At 73.0% G+C, this 16,501-nt stretch carries 14 protein-coding genes and 1 pseudogene; 9 read left to right on the top strand and 6 right to left on the bottom strand.

All coding sequences use genetic code 11. The features are described from left to right. Positions 1-301 precede the first annotated feature (301 nt). On the top strand, positions 302-2,788 hold the full coding sequence (locus tag WMF29_RS18780) for an efflux RND transporter permease subunit (protein ID WP_437330157.1): 2,487 nt from the start codon (positions 302-304) through the stop codon (positions 2,786-2,788). 405 nt (positions 2,789-3,193) lie between these two features. On the opposite strand, the gene WMF29_RS18775 is transcribed toward WMF29_RS18780, so the two are convergent. Further along, the gene (locus WMF29_RS18775; protein WP_437330156.1) at positions 3,194-3,670 is read right to left on the bottom strand and encodes an SRPBCC family protein; all 477 of its coding nucleotides are present in this window, start codon (positions 3,668-3,670) and stop codon (positions 3,194-3,196) included. 277 nt (positions 3,671-3,947) lie between these two features. On the opposite strand from WMF29_RS18775, the gene WMF29_RS18770 reads away from it, so the two are divergent. Continuing rightward, positions 3,948-4,649 (top strand): glutathione S-transferase family protein, encoded by a 702-nt coding sequence (locus tag WMF29_RS18770; RefSeq protein ID WP_437330155.1) that lies wholly within the window; start codon positions 3,948-3,950, stop codon positions 4,647-4,649. Between the two features lie 102 nt (positions 4,650-4,751). Here WMF29_RS18770 and WMF29_RS18765 read toward each other — a convergent pair whose 3' ends face one another. Together WMF29_RS18765 and WMF29_RS18760 are read right to left on the bottom strand one after the other, a co-directional pair. Continuing rightward, positions 4,752-5,783 carry a hypothetical protein gene (locus WMF29_RS18765; RefSeq protein WP_437330154.1) on the bottom strand — a complete coding sequence of 344 codons (1,032 nt, stop codon included), beginning with the start codon at positions 5,781-5,783 and terminating at the stop codon, positions 4,752-4,754. Positions 5,784-5,811: 28 nt separating this feature from the next. Further along, positions 5,812-6,828 carry a hypothetical protein gene (locus tag WMF29_RS18760; RefSeq protein WP_437330153.1) on the bottom strand — a complete coding sequence of 339 codons (1,017 nt, stop codon included), beginning with the start codon at positions 6,826-6,828 and terminating at the stop codon, positions 5,812-5,814. Between the two features lie 367 nt (positions 6,829-7,195). On the opposite strand from WMF29_RS18760, the gene WMF29_RS18755 reads away from it, so the two are divergent. The 5 genes from WMF29_RS18755 to WMF29_RS18735 all read left to right on the top strand — a co-directional run bounded on the left by WMF29_RS18755 (position 7,196) and on the right by WMF29_RS18735 (position 10,829). Next, complete coding sequence (locus tag WMF29_RS18755) at positions 7,196-7,525, top strand: hypothetical protein (RefSeq protein WP_437330152.1); 330 nt, start codon at positions 7,196-7,198, stop codon at positions 7,523-7,525. Positions 7,526-7,710: 185 nt separating this feature from the next. Then, entirely contained in the window at positions 7,711-8,568 is an 858-nt protein-coding gene (bufB, locus tag WMF29_RS18750) for an MNIO family bufferin maturase (RefSeq protein WP_437330151.1), read from the top strand. Then, positions 8,552-9,451, top strand: coding sequence for an HvfC/BufC family peptide modification chaperone (locus tag WMF29_RS18745; RefSeq protein WP_437330150.1), 900 nt, complete (start codon positions 8,552-8,554; stop codon positions 9,449-9,451). The genes bufB and WMF29_RS18745 overlap by 17 nt, the downstream gene beginning before the upstream one ends. 9 nt (positions 9,452-9,460) lie before the next feature. Then, positions 9,461-9,892, top strand: a complete 432-nt coding sequence (locus tag WMF29_RS18740; RefSeq protein WP_437330149.1) for a secondary thiamine-phosphate synthase enzyme YjbQ — start codon at positions 9,461-9,463, stop codon at positions 9,890-9,892. Positions 9,893-10,079: 187 nt separating this feature from the next. Next, positions 10,080-10,829: a lysophospholipid acyltransferase family protein gene (locus tag WMF29_RS18735; RefSeq protein ID WP_437330148.1), complete on the top strand. Its 750-nt coding sequence runs from the start codon at positions 10,080-10,082 to the stop codon at positions 10,827-10,829. Between the two features lie 23 nt (positions 10,830-10,852). Here the strand turns inward: WMF29_RS18735 and WMF29_RS18730 are convergent, their stop codons facing one another. Then, the gene (locus WMF29_RS18730; protein ID WP_437330147.1) at positions 10,853-11,716 is read right to left on the bottom strand and encodes an SGNH/GDSL hydrolase family protein; all 864 of its coding nucleotides are present in this window, start codon (positions 11,714-11,716) and stop codon (positions 10,853-10,855) included. Between the two features lie 160 nt (positions 11,717-11,876). Here WMF29_RS18730 and WMF29_RS18725 point away from each other — a divergent pair, with 160 nt between their 5' ends. Both WMF29_RS18725 and dut read left to right on the top strand, forming a co-directional pair. Continuing rightward, complete coding sequence (locus tag WMF29_RS18725) at positions 11,877-13,256, top strand: TPR end-of-group domain-containing protein (RefSeq protein WP_437330146.1); 1,380 nt, start codon at positions 11,877-11,879, stop codon at positions 13,254-13,256. 18 nt (positions 13,257-13,274) lie between these two features. Continuing rightward, positions 13,275-13,733 (top strand): dUTP diphosphatase, encoded by a 459-nt coding sequence (gene dut, locus WMF29_RS18720; protein ID WP_437330145.1) that lies wholly within the window; start codon positions 13,275-13,277, stop codon positions 13,731-13,733. 151 nt (positions 13,734-13,884) lie between these two features. Here the strand turns inward: dut and WMF29_RS18715 are convergent, their stop codons facing one another. Both WMF29_RS18715 and WMF29_RS18710 read right to left on the bottom strand, forming a co-directional pair. Continuing rightward, positions 13,885-14,793 carry a LysR family transcriptional regulator gene (locus tag WMF29_RS18715; RefSeq protein ID WP_437330144.1) on the bottom strand — a complete coding sequence of 303 codons (909 nt, stop codon included), beginning with the start codon at positions 14,791-14,793 and terminating at the stop codon, positions 13,885-13,887. A 641-nt stretch (positions 14,794-15,434) separates the two neighbouring features. Beyond that, positions 15,435-16,316 (bottom strand): annotated as a pseudogene (locus tag WMF29_RS18710) (serine/threonine-protein kinase); the annotation flags it as partial. Positions 16,317-16,501: the final 185 nt, after the last annotated feature.

Here is a 16,501-nt window from a genome sequence, read left to right as displayed (position 1 = left end):
TCCGCCGCCGCCTGGACCTCGGCCGCGCGCCGTCGCTGCGCCGCACGCGACCGCTGTCCTCCGGGGATCCCGTTCCCTAAGAACGTGGTCCACCGGCGTTTCCAACGCCCCTTCCAACCTCCCTTTCCGCCCCGGATTCACACACCGTCTCATGTCCGCTCCGCACATGCCACCGCCTCCGGCGCCCCGCCCGTCTCCTTCACCTGAGAGCTCCCGTGAAGCTTCCGGCGAGAGCCCTCCCCGCCTCCCGCCGCCCTCGTCGCGCGGAGGCGGGCTCGCGTCGCGCCTCGCCGAGCTCCAGGTGAAGCGGCCGGCGCTGCCGCTGCTCGTGACCGGGATCCTCACCGTCATCGCCGTCTTCCTGGCGACGCGGCTCCATGTGCTGACGGGGTTCGAGTCGCTGCTGCCGGCGTCGCGGCCCAGCGTGCAGGAGCTCGACCGGGTCGCGGCGAAGACGGCCGGCGTGTCCACGCTCTTCGTCGTGCTCCAGGGCGGCGAGGGCACCCCCACGGCCGCGCTCCAGCGGGCCGCGGACGCGCTCGTCCCGGAGATCGAGAAGATCGGCCCCCCGTGGGTCGGCAGCGTCGAGGACGGGGTGCACGAGGCGTACCGCTTCCTCTCGCCGCGCGCCGGGCTCTACGTCGAGCGCGACAGGCTCACCAAGCTCCGGGACGACATCGAGGCGCGCTACACCTACGAGGTCAGCAAGGCGACGGGCGCGCTGCTCGACGACGAGCCGCCCCCCGAGATCAACGCCAGCTCGATCGAGCAGAGCCTCGGCCTCCAGGGGGTCGACACGGGGCGCTACCCCGACGGCTACTACCAGTCGAAGGACGGCAAGACCGTCGTCGTCGCCATCCGCTCGAAGGTGATGGCCAGCGATTTCGCCGCCGGCTCCGAGGCGATCCGGCGCGTGAGCGAGGTCGTCGAGCGCGTGCGCCCCGCCTCGTTCGACCCGGGGATCACCCACGGCCTCGCCGGCGATCTGCAGACCGGGATCGCCGAGTACGCGGCGATCAACGAGGACCTGACCGACGTCGGCGTCTCGGGCGCGGTCCTCATCGCCGCCGTCGTGTTCCTCTACTACCTGCGCCTGCGCACGCTCGTCGCCATGCTGATCACGATCGGCATCGGCGTCGCCTGGACGTTCGGCGCCACCCAGCTCGCGCTCGGCCACCTCAACATGGCGACCGGGTTCCTCTTCTCGATCGTCGCCGGCAACGGCATCAACTTCGGGATCATCTACATGGCGCGCTACCTCGAGGCGCGCCGCGGCGGCGCGAGCCTGCTCGAGGGCGTGCGCGTCGCCCACCGCGAGACCTGGCTGCCCACGCTCACGGCCGGCTGCGCGGCCGCGGCCGCCTACGGCTCGCTGCTCGTCACCGAGTTCCGCGGGTTCCACGACTTTGGCCTCATCGGCAGCGCCGGCATGGTGCTCTGCTGGATCGCCACGTTCGTCGCGCTGCCGAGCATCCTCGCGGTGATGGACCGGATCGTCCCCCTCGAGCAGGAGTCGCCGGGCCTCCTCGGCAGGCTGCGGCGGCGCGCCCAGGGCGGCGTCGCGTTCGGCGCGCCGTTCGCGCGGCTCGCGTCGCGGAGCCCGGTCACGCTCACGCTCGCGGGCCTCGCGCTCGCCGCGGCCGGCCTCGTCGCCACGGTGAGCTACGTGCGCGCCGATCCGATGGAGTACAACCTCCAGAACCTCCGCAACGACGAGGGGGCCCGCGCGGCGCAGATCCGCCTGAGCTCGCTCGCGGAGGAGATCACCGGCTATGTCGGCACCGACGGCATGGCGATCCTCGTGGACCGGCCCGAGCAGGTCGAGCCGCTCCGCGCCGCGCTCTACGCGAGGCGCGACGCGGCGCCCGAGGGCGCGAAGCCGTTCAAGGAGATCTACGCGCTCCAGGATCTGGTCCCGCGGGATCAGGAGGCGAAGATCCCGCTGCTCCAGGAGATCAAGGATCGCGTCCTCAGGGCGCGGAAGCGCGGCCTCGTGGGCGACGAGGACTGGCGCCGCATCCAGGCGGTCATCCCGCCGGACGATCTCGCGCCGTTCGGGATCGGCGATCTGCCGGCTGGCGTTGCGCGCGCCTTCACCGAGACCGACGGGACGCGCGGGCGCATCGTGTACATCAGCCCGATCACGCCCGAGAGCGTGCACGACGCGCACTACCTCTTCCGGTGGGCGGACGCGTACCGCGAGACGCGGCTCCCCGACGGCAGCGTCGTGCGCGGCTCGGGGCGCGCGGTCATCTACGCGGACATGTGGGCGGCGGTCATCGACGACGTGCCGCCGGCGGTGCTGTTCTCGCTGGCCGCGACGGTCCTCGTCGTGCTCGTCGCCTTCCGCGGCGGCCGCCCGGCGTTCGCGGTGCTCGGCGCGCTGCTCGTCGGCGCCTCGTGGATGGCGGGGTTGCTCGTGCTGATGAACGTGAAGCTCAACTTCTTGAACTTCATCGCCTTGCCGCTGACGTTCGGCATCGGCGTCGACTACGCCGTGAACATCGTGCAGCGGTACGCGCGGGAGGGCGCCGGCGGCGCGCTGACCGCGGTGCGCGAGACGGGCGGCGCGGTGATCCTCTGCAGCCTCACGACGACGCTGGGCTACCTCGCCCTGGTCCGCTCGCAGAACTACGCGGTGAGGAGCCTGGGCATCTCCGCGGTCATCGGCGAGCTCGCGTGCCTCTTCGCGGCCGTGCTGATCTTGCCGGCGGCGCTCGTCTGGCGCGACCGGCGGCGCCCGAAGGGCGAGGAGGCTTTCCTCGCCGTCGGCCGTCCGACGACCTGAGGGCGCGCGGCGGCTGTATCAGGCAGCTCACTCGATCCGTTGAAGACCCCCCGGCGGCGGGCCCCTCGCGCTCACTCGATCCGTTGGAGACCCCCGGCGGCGGGCCCCTCGCGCTCACTCGATCCGTTGGAGACCCCCGGCGGCGGGCCCCTCGCGCTCACTCGATCCGTTGGAGACCCCCCGGCGGCGGGCCCCTCGCGCTCACTCGATCCGTTGGAGACCCCCGGCGGCAGGCCCCTCGTGCTCACTCGATCCGTTGGAGACCCCCGGCGGCGGGCCCCTCGCGCTCACTCGATCCGTTGAAGCCCCCGACGGCGGGCCCCTCCCAACGGTTGCGATCCGTTGAAGATCCCCCGGCGGGGGGCTCCACCTCGGCCCCGTCCGCTCGGCCGAGGCCGCAGTGCATCACACCGAGCGGCGGCGCTTCGCGAAGTGCTCCTTGACGGCGAGGACCTCGTTCGCGGTGAGGGCCGCGACCGACGGGACGACCTTCTCAGGCTCCTGGCCCGACGCCACGCCGAACTCCCGGGGCCACTCGAGGAACGTCTTGCCCGGCTCGGTCGTGATCCGGCGAAGCCGGTACGTCGCGATGTACCCCTCGATGCCCAGGACCTGTCCGAGCAGCCGGTACGTGACGGAGTGCTCGGTCTCGGATCGCGCGACCACCTCCTCCACGGCCTTGTCTCCCGACGGGTGGAGCGTGAACTCGAAGCGCGACGGGATCTTCTCCGCCGAGCCGCCGTCCACGTAACCGTAGTCCTTGACGCCGTCACCGAAGACGATCGGCAGGAGCGCGACGACATCGCGGAGCTCTCTCCACGCCTCCTCGATGGGCACGTCGAGCACCGCTGAATCGTAGACGTGATATCGGGCTGCGAGCATCGGTGGTCCTCCCCGCGGTGTCGCACGAGCGCGACGTCCTCCCGCGCAGCGGCCGATGCTACCAGATCGTCCCGCGCCGCCGCGACCGCGCGCCCGCCGCGGCGGCGCGCGGAGATCCGCGCCGTGCAGGTACCCCAAGACGTGAGTCGTCTCCAGCAGCCGCCCGAGCCCGCGGAGCGCGTTCGCGAGCATGGCCGCAATCTTTGGTCGGTCGCGCCAGCTCTACGACCGCTCGAGCTTGCACGCATGCTGCTGCGTCATTTAGAGGATGGAATCGATGAAAGCGCACGACACCTCCACCGCTCGTCCCATCACGCTCTACGGCTTCGGCAAGGTGCCCGGCGTGGTGATCGGCCTCACGCGAGACCTCCGCATCCTCTGGGCGCTCGAGGAGCTCGGCCTTCCGTACGAGGTGCACGGCCTCGATCAGCCGAAGGGCGAGCTGAACGAGGAGCATTTCGCGCGGATCAGCCCGTTCAACCAGGTGCCGGTGATCGAGGACGACGGCTTCGTGATCGCGGAGAGCGGCGCGATCCTCCTCTACCTTGCGGAGCGCGCGGGTGAGCTATCCGACCTCCGGAAGCGCGCGGAGGTCACGCGCTGGACGTTCGCGGCCCTCACCACGGTCGAGCCGCCGATCGCACAGATCGTACTGCTCGATCTGAAGGCCAAGTTCGGAAAGACGGCCGGCGCCGACCTCCGACCGGAGCTCTGCGCGTGGGCGCAGCGCTGCCTCGGTGCCCTCGACCGCCGGCTCGACGGCAAGCAATTTGTCACCGGCGACGACTTCACCGTTGCCGACATCGCGATGACTACTGTCCTCCGCCAGGCGTGGCGCGCGGATCTCCTCGGCGACCATCCGCACGTCCGGCGCTACCGCGAGCTCTGCGAAGCGCGTCCGGCCTGGGCCCGCGCGCTCGCCAACTACGAGCAGCGCCTCGGCGTGGCCGCGGGCGCCGCCAGGACGATGTCGGCTTGACGGACGTGCGCCGATTTTGCCCCAGCGGGCGCCGGCTACCCTCCTGGCTTGCCGGAGAGCGGCATCTTCGTCGCGCGCCCGGCAGCCCCCGGCGGCGCGCCCTCACAACGGCGCGCGGAGATCCGCGCAGCAGCGGACGCCGGTCGAGTAGTCGAAATAGGTGAAGTCGTGCGACGCGACGCGCGCCATGCACCCCTCCCGGGTCGCGCGCGCATAGAACCCGCCGACGAACGTCCCCTCCGGATCGTCGATCCACTCGTCGAGGTTGCCGACCATGTCGGCGACCGCGTCGTCCTCCCACGCGCTCGCGCACGTCGCGGTCTCGCCCGTCCGCCGCAGGAGCGGCGCCCCGGCGACGCGCACCAGGTTGAGCCGCGGATCGCTGTGCCCGAGCGTCACGTCGCGGTGGAGCACGCCGGCCGGGTGAGCCTCGCGGAACACGTTGCACCGCCCGTCCGCGTAGGTCGGTCCGTACGGGAACTGCTCGTCCCGCTCGCCGCGGCACGCCGTCCGCCACTCCTCGAGCGAGCAGAGCCGCTTGCCCGCGTTCCGGCACGCGAGCTCCGCCTGCGCGCCGGTCGTGTAGCCCTGCGGGAGCACGCCCCTGCGCGACACCGCGCGCGGCTCGAACTCGCGCTGCTTCTGCCAGCCGGGCAGGAGCGGCAGATCCATGCGGCGCGCCTCGTCGTCCCCGAGCTGCAGCCGCATCTTCGACCACACGCGCTCGACGGACGCGGCCGCCTGGCGCGACGGAGGATAGAACGCGGAGATCTCGAGCCCGGTCTCCTTGTCGAGCAGCACCGCCTCGTAGCGATCGACGCAGAACCGGCGCGCGACCCGCACCATCTCCGGCGGACAGCGCGGCTCCGCCGGCGGCGCGAGCGCCCTCGGCCCCGGAGGCGCCCCCAAGAGCGGCGGCGCCACGTCCGGCGCCCCGGCCCCGGCGTCCGCCGCGCTGGTTCCCGTGTCCGCCGCGCTCGGCCCTGCGTCCGCCCCGCCGCGCTCTCGCTCCGAGCGGCAGCCCGCGAGCCCCGTCCACGCGAGCGCCGCTGCGCTGACATAGGCGAGCGCCGCTACCGCGAGGAGGCGGCCGCCGCGGGGCCGCGCGGGGCGCTCGGCGGATCGCGCCGGCATCGGCTCAGCGGATCGCGCCGGCATCGGCTCAGCGGATCGCGCCGGCATACGGGTCGATGGATGCGGGCTCGCGGCAGAAGAAGCGGCGGAGCACGAGGTAGTGATGGATCGGCAGCAGCCGCGTCTCCTCCTTCATCGACAGCCCCATCCGGCTGATCTCGGCGCCCGGGAACGGCGTCTTCGGATAGCAGCGGACGATCCCGGAGAGCGCCTCGTACTCGTCGAGCAGCCCGAGCACGTGCCCCACCTCGTGGGCCAGCACGGGCAGCGACCAGCCGGCCCGCATCGCGCTGAAGTACGGCGTCCTGCCGCACGTCGGCGAGAGCGGCACCGCGAGATCGACCCGGAGCCCCCGCGCGCGCGCCTCGTCCGCGAGCACGAAGTCGAAGTCGTAGCGCACCGGCAGCCCGAAGGCGCGCGCGTCGCGGTTCCAGTACCCCTCGGCCTCGTCCGACCAGCGCGCGAGCAGCGCGCGGATCGCGGCCGGCGTCGCCCTCGCCGTGAACACGCCGGACCCCGGGCAAGCGTCCGTCGATCCCGAGCGCGCGTACGGCGTCCCGCGGCACGCGATCGCGCCCCCGAGCCGGGCGGCCAGCCCGCAGTCGGGCAGCTCGAGCCAGCCCGCGCCCTCCGGCGGATCGACCGCGATGCGCACGTCGACCTCCCAGGCGCCGCCGCGCCGCCGCACGAGGTAGCTCATCGGACCGAAGAAGAGGCCGTAGTGCGGCATCACCCCGGCGATCCGCCGCTCCCCCTCCGGCACGTCGCCGCGCGCTCCGGAAAAGACGCGGCGTGGCGCCGGCTGGCACAGGTACGCGTCCTTCGCGATCGCGTCGGCCAGGATGTCCCGGAACGTCGCTTCCCGCCCCTCGAGGATCGCGCCGCTCAGCGCCTCGAGCTCGGCGGCGATCGCCTCGACCGGGAGCTCGCGCCCGGAGGCCGCATCACCCGCCGCGCTGACCGGCGTGCCGGCCCCCCCACGCGGAGCCCCTCCACTCGGGGCCCCCCCGCAGCCGGCCGCCCCCAGCGAGAGCGCCGCGAGCACCGGGAGCGCCCCGCGACGCGGGTGGACGAGGACCCGCCACGGCGCCGGCGCGCCGCGCTGGACGCTTTGTCTTGCGCCTGCCGTCCGAAGCGAGTTACGTCGTGCATGGAACGCTGCACGCTGGCCGCGCGCCCCAGCCACCGAGGCTACGCCGCCGGACGCCGTGCACGCAGGGGGGGCTCGCGTGGGCGTGGAGGTCAACCCCGCTCACTTACGGGGAGTTGAATGAAGAATCAACGCGTCCGGAGTGAAACCGTGGAACCGGTCGGGCGTAGTGACGCGTAGCCGATGGGCTCAGCGCGGTCGAGAGGCCGGCGAGACCCGACGGGCTCCAGCGTGCGGGCGCGCCATTCTGGCGAGGCGCGCGGTGGGCTCGGTGATCGCGACGAAGACGAGCGTGGAGGATCAGATGACGATCGACATGGGCAAGACGTTGGCGTTGACGGCGGTGTCGGGCATGGTGGCGGGCCTCGCGGGCTGCGCCTCGTCGCCTCCGCCCGCGCCTGAGACGAGCGGCGCCGCCCCCGCGGCCGAGCCGGCGGCGACCGAAGCGCCTGCGGCCGCCGCCAAGGAGTGCTGTGCCGGCAAGAACGAGTGCAAGGGCAAGGGCGGCTGCAAGGGCGCCGGCCACGAGTGCTCGGGCAAGAACGAGTGCAAGGGCAAGGGCGGCTGCAAGCCGGCCGACTGCTCGTCGTAAGTTCGGCGCGCCCGGCCCGGCCCGGCGGAGTCCGGCGGATCCACGAGGATCCGCCGGACCCGCTGGGGCCGTCGGGCCGATCTGCGCGGATCCGCCAGAGCCGTCGCGCCGATCCACGCGGATCCGCTGGGCCGTGAGGCGCCGCGGCGCATCCCTCCACCCCTGAGCAAGGCTCGCGGTGAACCATGGTGAACCTCGAACGGATGCGGCTGGGACTCCCCGACCTCGGCGTCGGCGTCGGGCTGCGCATCCCGCACTACCGCCACATCTTCGAGCACCAGCCCCGGGTCGACTGGTTCGAGATCATCAGCGAGAACTTCATGGTGGACGGCGGCATGCCGGTCGCCAACCTCGAGCGCTTCCTCTCGAGCTACCGCCTCGTCCAGCACGGCGTCTCGCTGTCGATCGGCAGCACGGATCCGCTCGATTTCGACTACCTGCGCCGGCTGAAGGCGCTGCTGGCCAAGGTGGGCTCGCCCTGGGTGAGCGATCACCTGTGCTGGACGGGCGCGCACGGGATCAACCTGCACGATCTGCTCCCGTTGCCGTACACCGACGAGGCCGTGCGGCACGTCGCGGCGCGGGCGCGGGTGGTGCAGGACTTCCTCGAGGTCCGGCTCGCGCTCGAGAACGTGTCGAGCTACCTGACCTTCACGGCGAGCCGGATGAGCGAGTGGGAGTTCCTCTCGGCGGTCGCGGAGGAGGCCGACTGCGGCATCCTGCTCGACGTCAACAACGTCTACGTCTCCTCGTACAACCACGGCTTCGATCCGGAGGCCTACATCGACGGCGTGCCGCACCACCGGATCGTGCAGTTCCACCTCGCCGGCCACACGCACCAGGGCGCGTACATCCTCGACACCCACAGCGATCACGTGGTCGACGCCGTGTGGGCGCTCTACCGGCGCGCGGTCGCCCGCACCGGCGACGTCTCGACGCTGATCGAGTGGGACGACGACATCCCCTCGTTCGAGGTCCTCGCCGCCGAGGCCGAGAAGGCGCGGGCGATCCGGGAGGAGGTGGCGCGTGCGCGCGCCGCCTGAGCCCGCGCCCCCGGCCGGCCTCGCCGCCCTGACGCGGCAGCTCACCCGCATGTTCACGGCCGGCGCGCCGCTCGCGGACGACGCCGAGCTCGCCGGCCTGTGCCGCGAGCACGTCGCCGGGAGCGAGCGGCTCACGCCCGCCGAGCAGGCCGACATCTACCGGCGGCAGTTCTGGCTGCGGCACAGGGACGCGCTCCGCGAGGACTACCCCGCGCTGGCGCACGTCCTCGGCGACGACGGCTTCGACGCGTTCGCGAGGGCCTACCTCGCGGCGCACCCGCCCGCGAGCTTCACGCTGCGCGACCTCGGGCGAGACGTCGCCGGTTTCGCGGGCGCCCACGAGGGGTTCCCCCCTGCCCTGCGGGATCTCGCGCGCGACGTGGCGCGGTACGAGCACGCCCTCGTCGATCTGTTCGACGGCGCCTCGCCCCCTCCGCTCGATCCGGCGAAGGTGACGAACATGCCGGCGGACGGCTGGTCCACCGCGAGGATCGTCCTGCACCCGCTGCTCGCGCTGGTGCGGCTCGGCCATCCGGCGCACGTCCTCCGGAGCGAGCTCAAGCAGGGCCTGTCGCCCGCGCTGCCCGCGCCCCGCCCCGTCCACCTGGCCGTGTTCCGCGGCGCCGACCTCACGATCCGCTTCGAGGAGCTCGATCCTCAGGCGTTCGCGCTCCTCGAGGCGCTCGGGCGGGGCGTGCCGCTCGTCCCGGCGTGTGAGGAGGTGGCGAGCAGAGCTCAGGAGCCGGCCGGCACCGAGGCGCAGGGCGCCGGAGAGGGGGCGGGCGCGGCGCTGGCCGAGCGCGTGGGCGCGTGGTTCCAGCGATGGACGAGCTGGGGGCTCATCGTCGACGTCGTGCCGGGCGCGCGCGCTGAAGGCGGCTAAGATGGCGCGGTGACCACCATCGTCCAGCGCACGCTCGAGATCCGCACGAACGGCCGGGGTTTCGTCGATATCACGCGCGAGGTCGCGCGCGTCGTCGCCGGCGCGGGCGTCGACGTCGGGCTCTGCGCCGTGTTCCTGCAGCACACGTCGGCGAGCCTCATCATCCAGGAAAACGCTGATCCGGCCGTCCTCCGCGACCTGGAGCGCTGGATGTCGCGCCTGGCCCCGGAGGGCCGCGACTACGAGCACGACGACGAGGGCCCCGACGACATGCCGGGCCACCTGAGGAGCGCCATCACCCGCTCCAGCGAGGTGATCCCGATCTCCGGCGGCCGCCTCGCCCTCGGGACCTGGCAAGCGCTGTATGTCTGGGAGCACCGTAGTTCTCCCCACGGGCGCCGCGTGGTAGTGACCGTGACCGGCACCACAGCCGGGGGTTGAGTGGTATACTTTGCGGCGTTCGCATACGGACGAGCAGTGGACGAGTGCTGGATGAGCGCTGCATGAGCACTGGATGAGCTCGGCGCCCCTCGGGGCTGCTTGCCCGCCGCGTGAGGCAGGGCCTGCTCGGTCGCCGGCGCGCCACGCGATCCCCTCACCTTTCAGCGGAATCAGCGGGAAGAGAGCGATGAGCCTTCAGACGACGTTCATGGGAATCTTCGACACTGCCCGGATCTGCTTTCCGACCGTGGTGGACGCGATGATCGGGCGTGTGACCCTCGAGCGCTGCGATGAGCGGCTGGACTGGTGGGCGCGCAAGGTGCTCGAGGACGCGGACGTGGATCTGGTGGTGCGCGGGCGCGAGAACGCCTCGGGCGCGCGGCCGTTCGTTGTGATGTCGAACCACCAGAGCCTCTTCGACATCCCGGTGGTGTTCCGGGCGATCCCCGGGCGGCTCCGGATGATCGCCAAGAAGGAGCTGTTCAACGTGCCGATCTTCGGCCAGGCGATGAAGGCGGCCGGGTTCATCCGGATCAACCGGAGCGATCACGTGCAGGCCAGCGCGAGCCTGCAGGTCGGCGCGTCCATGCTGCAGGACGGGACCCGGGTCTGGATCGCGCCGGAGGGGACGCGGAGCAAGACCGGCGCGCTCCTCCCGTTCAAGAGCGGCGGCTTCCGGATGGCGATCGAGACCAACACGCCCATCCTCCCGGTGGCGATCGACGGCACGCGGCACGTGCTCCGGGCGAAGGATTTCGTGGTCCAGGAGCACCACCGGGTGGTGGTCACGATCATGCCGCCGATCGATCCGGCGCCCTACGGCGCCGGGGGCCGCAACCGGTTGATGCGGGACGTGAGGGCGGCGATCGCGGGGGCGCTCGGCCACGATCCCGGGCTGATCCACCGCGGCGCGGGCGTCGCGACGTCGCCGGCGTAGGGCGCCGGCCGGTCAGCTCGGAGTCACTCCGCCCGCCGCTCCGACACCTGCTCGCCCCGCTGGGCCGCGCTCTCCGGGGCCTCTGTCCGGGAGCGGTGCTCCTCCGGCGGAGACGGCCGGAGCGCCCAGGGGCTGCGCAGCGGCGCCGCTGCGCCTTCTTCCCCGCCGGCCGGAAGGTGCTCCGCCGTGAGCCAGCCCCAGAAGGCCTCGGCCCAGCGCGCGCCGCCCACCTCGTTCGGGTGGATCTTGTCCTTCTGGCGCGGGAGGGGGCCCGGCACGAGCGCGTCGGAGTCGAAGAAGCGGCACGGGGCCGAGTTCGTCCGGATCACGTCGATGATGCCGGTGTCCTTGCGCCAGAGCGGCGGCGAGACCCACACGCACGGGCGGCCGCCGATCGCCTTGACGATGCGGCGGATCGCGCCGGCGTGGGCCGGCGGGTTGACGTTCTCCACCTCGTTGGCGCCGAGGCTGATGATCACGAGGTCCGGCTGGTAGTTCGCGACCAGGAGCTCCATCCTCGAGGCCCACGTCACCGTGTACGAGCTGGTCTCCGCCTTCACCGCGTAGCGCACGCGGTGCTCCTGCATCCGCGGGCGGAGCGCCTGCGCGAAGCCCGCCACCGCGAACGAGTCGCCGACGTGGAGGACCGCCGTGTTGGGCGGGACCTCGAACGCGGGCGGCGCTGCGGCCGGCGGCGCGGCAGCGGCCTCGACCGGCGCGGAGGCCGCGGGCGGGCGGGCGGCGGCGGGCGTGGCGGCCTTGGACGGCGGCGCGGGCGCCGCCGCGGCCCCGGGGGACGGCGCGGGCGCCGGTGCGGCCCCGCACGCGATGCCCGCCGCGGCAACCCCGGCGAGCGCCCATCTACTGACCCGGATCTCCCTGCCCATGCTCGCTCCCGACGCCGCTTCCGCGCGGCCAGAGAGGGGCACGGCGCGCCCCGATGGGCACGCGCGCGCGGCTGCGCGGAAGATCGCGGCGCACTCTACGGCCGGCCGCGTCCGCACGGCAATCATTGAGCGAACGGCCCGCACGGCTTATTACATGCGCATGAGCTTCCGTCTGTTTGGAGTCTCGGTCGACGTCCAGCTCGGGTTCTGGCTCTCCGCCGCCCTGCTCGGGTACGGAATCCTGGCCAGGCAGCAGTACCAGACGTTCCTCGTCTGGATCCTGGTCGTCTTCCTGTCGGTCCTGATGCACGAGTTCGGGCACGCGCTCGCCATCAAGCGGCACCGGATCGAGCCGGAGATCACGCTGCATTTCATGGGCGGGACCACGACATGGCGCTCGCTCCTGCCCGTCGGGCGGCTCCAGCACGTGCTGATCAGCCTGGCAGGCCCCTTCGCCGGCTTCCTCGTCGCCGGGCTCCTGCACCTCGTGCTCAGCTACACCCCGGCGCTCTACGCCCTCCCGGCCATGCTGCTGAGCGGGATGGAAATGCTCATCACGGTCAACGTGTGGTGGGGCCTCCTCAACCTGATCCCCGTGCTCCCGTTCGACGGCGGCCACGTCCTCGAGCACGCGCTCGGCCCGAAGCGGGCCCGGTTGACGGCGGCCATCTCGGGCGTCGCCGCCGTGCTCCTCGCCATCCTCTTCCTGAGGGCGGGGTTCTTCTTCTTCTCCTTCATCCTCGTCATGTCCGCGTTCCAGAGCCTTCAGCGGTTCCGCGCCGAGCCGGCGGCGCCGTCGCCCTCCATGAACCGCCGGCGCGCGGAGTTCCAGGAGGAGCCGATGCCGCCCGAGACGGCCGTCCTGCTCCAGCGGGCGCGCCGGGCCGTGGAGGACGAGCGGACGGGCGAGGCGATGGCGCTCGCCGCCGAGGTGCTCGCGCAGTCGCCGGCGCCGCCGAGGCGCGCGCTCCGGGAGGCGCACGAGCTCGTCGGTTGGTCGCACCTGCTCCTCGGCGACGCGAAGCGCGCGGGGGAAGCGGTCGCGCAGGCGCGCAAGCACGGCGAGCCGGACCCGGCGCTGGTCGGCGCGGTGCACCTCGCGCTCGGGGACCTGAAGCAGGCGCGGAAGGCGCTCGAGGCGGCCCGGGAGGCCGGCGACGACCGGAAGGAGGTCGCGGGCCCGCTGATCCGGGTGCTCGTGGAGCAGGGCGAGGTGGCGCGGGCCGCGGCCGTGGCGCTGGACATCGTGGAGCAGCTCTCGGAGGACGACGCGCGGCGGATGGCGGAGATCGCGTTCGAGCGCGGCGCGTTCGACTGGTCGGCGCGGCTCTACGAGGCGATCTTCCGCCGCGTGGGCCTCGGCGAGGACGCGTACGGCGCGGCGCGCGCGAGCGCCAAGGACGGGAACCTCGAGCGGGCGATCGAGCTGCTCCGGCGCGCGGTGGAGGCCGGGTTCTCGGATCGGGCGCGGGCGTGGTCCGACTCGGCGCTCGAGGCGCTCCGGGGCTCGGCGCTCGAGGCGGTGCTGCCGCGCCCGTGACCGGCTAGGCTCCGCCGCGTGCGCATCCCGGTGCCTTTCCTTCGCGTGGGGCCGATCGAGGTCCCTCCCCCCGCCTACCAGTCCGAGGGAGCCGTCGGGCTCGATCTCTGCGCGGCCATCGAGGCGCCGGTGACGCTCGCGCCCGGGGAGCGGAAGCTCGTGCCCACGGGCTACGCGGTCGCCCTCCCCGACGGCCACGAGGGGCAGGTGCGGCCGCGCTCGGGGCTCGCGCTGCACCACGGCGTCACCGTGCTGAACAGCCCCGGGACGATCGATCCGGACTACCGCGGGGAGATCAAGGTCGTCCTGATCAACCTGGGCTCGGCGCCGTTCACGGTGCACCGCGGCGACCGGATCGCCCAGCTCGTGATCTGCCCGGTCGCCCTCGCCGACGTGGTCCTGGTCCCCGCGCTCGCGCCGACGGCGCGCGGCGCGGGCGGCTACGGATCGACGGGCGTGCGGCGCGAGGAGCCCTAGCTCCGCCGGCGAGGGATCCGGAGAGAGATTTCAACGCAAAGGCGCAAAGCCGCAAAGTCGCAAAAAAGAGCAGATTTTATGCAGGTTTGCGCCTTTGCGACTTTGCGCCTTTGCGTTGAAATCTCGCTTTGCTCGCGAGGGGTCACAGAGCTCACGGCGTCCTGAGCTCGTCGATCAGGAAGCTCCACACAGCGGCGACGCGGGGGACGTCGCGCAGGGCGCGGTGGCCGACGAGCCAGAGATCGTCCGTGGGCCACTCCGCCGCGCTCGCCTCGAGCGCGCTCGCGAACCGGAGCGGCGCGAGGGCGTGCACCTGCAGGTACGGCTCGGGGACCAGCAGGGCGCCGAGCCCGATCTCCGCCGCGGTGAGCTGCGAGACGAAGAAGCTCGTGCGCAGGGCGATCTCCGCCCCGGGGGCGTGGCGCGCGAGCCAGCGCGCCGCCGGGAAGCTGGTGAGGTCGCGATCCCAGGCGATCCACGGCACGGCGTCCCACGCCGCCACGGGCCCGGCGTCCTTCACGAGCTGCTCCGAGGCGGCGGCGATCCAGCGGGCCGACGCGAGCTTCGTCACGACGAGGTCGGCGCCCTCCGGCCGGATCGAGCGGAGGGCGAGGTCCGCCTCGTGCCGGGTGAGATCGAGCACCCGGACGGACGCGTCGAGCTCGATGCGGATCCTGGGGTGGAGCGCGCGGAGGCGCGGGAGCCTCCGGGTCACGAACGAGTCGGCGAAGCCCGGCGCGACGCTGAGGCGGACGACGCCCTCGGCGTCGGCCTCGGCGCCCGAGGCGTCGCGCGCGAGGCGCCGGTGCGCGGCCTCCATCGCCTCGGCGGCGGGCAGGACGAGCTCGGCGACGCGCGTGGGGACGAGGCCGTCGCGGGTGCGGTCGAAGAGGCGCGCTCCGAGCGACGCCTCGAGCGCCGTCAAGCGGCGGCTGACGGTGGACGTGTCGAGGCCGAGGCGCGCGCCCGCCTGGCCCAGGCTCCCGTGCCGGTGGACGGCGAGGAAGACGCGGACGTCGTCCCATCGCGTGTCGCCCAGATCCTGCGGCTTCGCGGGCATGGGCTGCGCTAGCGGTCCGACGAGAACAGCCGGAACACCGCGATCCCGATGCCCAGGACCACGAGGCCCACCGCGACGTGGAAGAGCCCGATCGGGCCCACGCCGATGCGCTGGCCGTCGAAGAGCAGCGACGCGGCCGCGAGGTCGAGGAGGGTGATGACGACGCCCGCGCCGGCGAGCCGCACAGGCAACGCGAACATCGCCATGAGCTCCGCGGTGCTCGGGCTGGGCCGCGCGGGCGCGCGCTCCATCATCGGGGGCGGCATCCTCGACGGCGAATAGGAAGGCCTCGCGAAGGGCGAGGGTGCGGGCGGAGACCAGTCGAGCGCGAGCGGCACCACCGGCTCGGTGGGGAGGCTGTGCGGCGGCAAGCGGCCGCCGCCGCGCTCCGGCAGGTGGAGCTCCCGGGCCGCCTCCGTGAACGCCGCCGGCGCCGCGAGGCCGGTGCTCTGGAGGAGATCCTGCGACCGCGTCGATCCCGGCGACGAGGGCGACGCGGGCAGCACCGAGGAGCGGGCGCGGGCGGCGGGCGGCGCGTGGTTCCGGCTGGGCACCGCGATCGGCGGAGCGCTCCGCGGCAGCCCGAGCGCCTGCTCGACGTCGTCCCAGAACGCCCCGATGTCCCGGAAGCGCTCGCGCGGGTCCACCGCCAGCGCCCGCCGGAAGGCGGCCTCCAGCGCGTCGGGCACGAAGATGCCCTCGCTCCTCGGCGTGGGGCGGCGCTTCTCGTCGAGCACCGTGCCCATCATCGCTACGTGATCCCCGCCGATGATCTCGCGGCCGGCGAGCGCCTCGACGACCGTCACGGCGAGCCCCCAGATGTCGGTCCAGGGGCCCGTCTTGCCGAAGCGCTTCGGCGCCCACTGCTCGGGCGCCCCGTAGGCCGGCGTGAACGCCGTCGAGAGGCCGCCCGACGTGGTGGCGGTCTGGCCGGCCATGACCGTCGCGGCGTCGCGGGCGCGGGCGATCCCGAAGTCGAGGATCTTGACGACCTCCGCGCCGTGGATCTGGGCGAGGAAGATGTTCGCCGGCTTGAGATCGCGGTGCACGACGCACGTGGGGCCGCTCGGCCCGGGGAAGTGGTGCGCCGCCTCGAGCGCCCGCGCGACGGGCGCGAGCAGCCGGATCACCTCCGCCGGCGAGAGCTGCGGCGCTCCGATCGCCGCGCGGGAGGCGATGTGGCTCGCGAGCGTGCGGCCCTCGAGCCACTCCAGCGCGATGAACGGCACGAAGGCGCCGGTCGCGGCCGAGATCACGTCGTGGTGCAGCGGCCTGACGACGGCGGGGATCGCGGCCGACAGGCGGAACAGCAGTTCCGCTTCCTCACGAAATTTTTCAAGAAACTGCACGCGCAGCTGCTCGGGCAGCGTCGCCGGGACCTTGAGGCATTTCAGCGCGACCGGCGCTCGAAAAGCCTCGTGGTACGCCCGATAGACGACGCCGAACCCACCTTCGGCGACGACCCGCTCTACCTTGAACGCCCCCTGGGTCGTGCCGACGATCCCGAACACATCATCGGCCATCCGCCGAGGGTACACGAGCTCGACGAGGCTTCGAAAGGGCGCGGATGAACGGATGATGCACGGACCGTGCTCGCACCCCAGCCCACCCGGCGGGTCCCGAGGAGCGCCCCCCGCCCCGGGGGGCCCGCCCCCTCGAGGCCACGGACCATCCGCCCAGACCACACTCGGTGGTCCGTTTTACGCCG

It is taken from the genome of Sorangium sp. So ce381 (genome assembly GCF_051473845.1).
GTDB classification, from domain to species: Bacteria; Myxococcota_A; Polyangia; order Polyangiales; family Polyangiaceae; genus Sorangium; species Sorangium atrum.
The sequence above is the reverse complement of the archived record's forward strand: the minus strand, read 5'-3'. Positions and strand labels throughout refer to the sequence as shown.

What these genes read in the sequence shown, in the direction of transcription:
- WMF29_RS18775 (WP_437330156.1), bottom strand. Translation starts at nt 3,670, where the DNA reads ATGCTCGCAGCCCGATATCACGTCTACGATTCAGCGGTGCTCGACGTG.
- WMF29_RS18770 (WP_437330155.1), top strand. Translation starts at nt 3,948, where the DNA reads ATGAAAGCGCACGACACCTCCACCGCTCGTCCCATCACGCTCTACGGC.
- WMF29_RS18765 (WP_437330154.1), bottom strand. Translation starts at nt 5,783, where the DNA reads ATGCCGGCGCGATCCGCCGAGCGCCCCGCGCGGCCCCGCGGCGGCCGC.
- bufB (WP_437330151.1), top strand. Translation starts at nt 7,711, where the DNA reads ATGGTGAACCTCGAACGGATGCGGCTGGGACTCCCCGACCTCGGCGTC.
- WMF29_RS18735 (WP_437330148.1), top strand. Translation starts at nt 10,080, where the DNA reads ATGAGCCTTCAGACGACGTTCATGGGAATCTTCGACACTGCCCGGATC.
- WMF29_RS18730 (WP_437330147.1), bottom strand. Translation starts at nt 11,716, where the DNA reads ATGGGCAGGGAGATCCGGGTCAGTAGATGGGCGCTCGCCGGGGTTGCC.
- WMF29_RS18725 (WP_437330146.1), top strand. Translation starts at nt 11,877, where the DNA reads ATGAGCTTCCGTCTGTTTGGAGTCTCGGTCGACGTCCAGCTCGGGTTC.
- WMF29_RS18715 (WP_437330144.1), bottom strand. Translation starts at nt 14,793, where the DNA reads ATGCCCGCGAAGCCGCAGGATCTGGGCGACACGCGATGGGACGACGTC.